Source organism: Moorena sp. SIO3I6, assembly GCF_010672095.1.
The window spans coordinates 1-1,627 of the sequence record NZ_JAAHHU010001146.1; the positions used below are offsets into that span (position 1 = coordinate 1).

Annotated in this window: 2 protein-coding genes; both read left to right on the forward strand. The window is 45.3% G+C overall.

Features of this window, described 5'->3' with window-relative positions; translation table 11 throughout:
• Positions 1-348 precede the first annotated feature (348 nt).
• On the forward strand, positions 349-1,248 hold the full coding sequence (locus F6K49_RS47085; protein ID WP_293109392.1) for a solute carrier family 23 protein: 900 nt from the start codon (positions 349-351) through the stop codon (positions 1,246-1,248).
• A 40-nt stretch (positions 1,249-1,288) separates the two neighbouring features.
• Complete coding sequence (locus F6K49_RS47090) at positions 1,289-1,453, forward strand: hypothetical protein (protein ID WP_293109394.1); 165 nt, start codon at positions 1,289-1,291, stop codon at positions 1,451-1,453.
• Positions 1,454-1,627 lie beyond the last annotated feature (174 nt).

Below are 1,627 nucleotides of genomic sequence, written 5' to 3' on the forward strand. Positions count from 1 at the left end.
CACCATCGCCAATTCTGCGATTGATATCTCCCTGGATCACCACAAAGTTACCGGTGACTAGTTTAGTAGACGCAGTTGCTTTCTGTTCCATAGCTTGTTCCCTTTTTGTTTGTAATTATCAACTTATATAAAGTTATAACCTAGTTGTTTGGAATCTTATCAGCTTTGGTGGGTAATGTCCCTTGAGGAATTACTGAATCAATCCCTAGTTATGATATGGAATGATTTCCAAGCGTCCCCACTCAGTTCAGTGTAAGATAACCTTTAAGCAGCGGTGCAACCCCGGCGCGAGGTTTCAACGCCCACGGGAATGCGCACCAAGAGAATTGACAAAAGCGTCAGCAACTTATGAGTGAATTCACCGAAGGGATGGCTATTAGTGTAGCAATGATTTCTCTATTAGCAACCATCCTAACTGCAATTTTAGGACGGGTTTTTTTACGATTAGTTCCGATTTTGATGGGGATAGGAGTCGGTGATCTGGTAACTTTACCCTTAGGAATGGTGGATTTTACACCTGTTAGTCAAGCTCCTTGGTTTCAAATTCCAGAATTTACCAGACCCAGTTTTAGTTTACCGGCAATTTTATTTATTGTACCCGTTGCGATCGCCCCTGCCATTGAACATATTGGCGATGTTTTAGCGATTAGTTCTGTGACTGGAAATAATTATCTTCGAGAACCCGGTTTACATCGCACCCTGTTAGGGGATGGGTTAGCAACAACATTGGCGGCTTTTGTTGGTGGCCCTCCCAACACCACCTATTCGGAAGTTACAGGGGCAGTTGCCTTAACAAAAACTTTTAATCCAGCGATTATGACCTGGGCAGCTATTATCGCTATTTTACTCTCTTTTTTAGGAAAGTTAGAAGCCCTTTTAAAAACCATTCCTGTGCCAGTCATGGGAGGAATTTTAATTGTTTTATTTGGTACAATTGTGGTAATTGGCATGAATAGTATTGTTCGCTCTAGCGCAGATTTATTACAACCCCGTAATCTTGTGATCGTTGCTGTAATTTTAATGCTAGGGGTAGGGGAAATGAGCGTCAAGGCAGGAGGGTTTGCCTTGGAAGCGATGCAGCGCGGTCTTGGGGAGGCAGTGCGGTCTTGGGGAGGCAGCGCGGTCTTGGGGGTCCCCCCCATGAGCGACTGCCGTGGTTCCCCCCATGAGCAACTGCCGTGGTTTCCCCCACTCGCTATTGCATCAAGACAGGGATTGGACTTTCTAGCATTCTTGGGGTGTTATTAAATGGGCTACTTCCATACAAGGAAGAACATCGTAGCTTGGATTGAGGTCTGTCAGGGGTGACAAGCAGCTCAGGATAATTACCCTTAATAAAAATCTCCCTATCTCCCTATCTCCCTATCTCCCTATCTCCCTATCTCCCTATCTCCCTATCTCCCCATCTCCCCATCTCCCCATCTCCCCACACCTCCCACCCTCTCCTGAATAATTATGGCTATTCAACCAGACTTGATATTACTGGGTCTGGGCTGTGGCCGAGAGAGCCGCACTGTGAGCAAAAAGGCACCTATAAATGACTAGGTGCCTTGAGCAGACCAAAAATTATCAACTATCAACAACTATTGAAGGAATCAGAAACAGTAGTACATGCTTGTCTCCTCGA